Below are 283 nucleotides of genomic sequence, written 5' to 3'. Positions count from 1 at the left end.
TCCCAGTGTGGCCGATCACCCTCTCAGGTCGGCTACGCATCGTCGCCTTGGTGAGCCGTTACCTCACCAACTAGCTAATGCGCCGCAGGCCCATCCTCAAGTGACAGATTGCTCCGTCTTTCCAGCTTCCTTCAGGCGAAGAAAGCAAGTATTCGGTATTAGCTACCGTTTCCGGTAGTTGTCCCAAGCTTGAGGGCAGGTTGCCTACGTGTTACTCACCCGTCCGCCGCTAACCATCAGAGAAGCAAGCTTCTCTTCAAGTCCGCTCGACTTGCATGTATTA

General features: G+C 54.4%; 1 rRNA gene. It reads right to left on the bottom strand.

From position 1 onward, the window contains the following. Positions 1 to 283 (bottom strand): 16S ribosomal RNA (locus HP552_RS00295); the annotation flags it as partial.

Source organism: Paenibacillus xylanilyticus (assembly GCF_013359935.1).
Lineage (GTDB): Bacteria > Bacillota > Bacilli > Paenibacillales > Paenibacillaceae > Paenibacillus > Paenibacillus xylanilyticus.
This window is presented reverse-complemented; position numbering and strand designations above follow the sequence as displayed.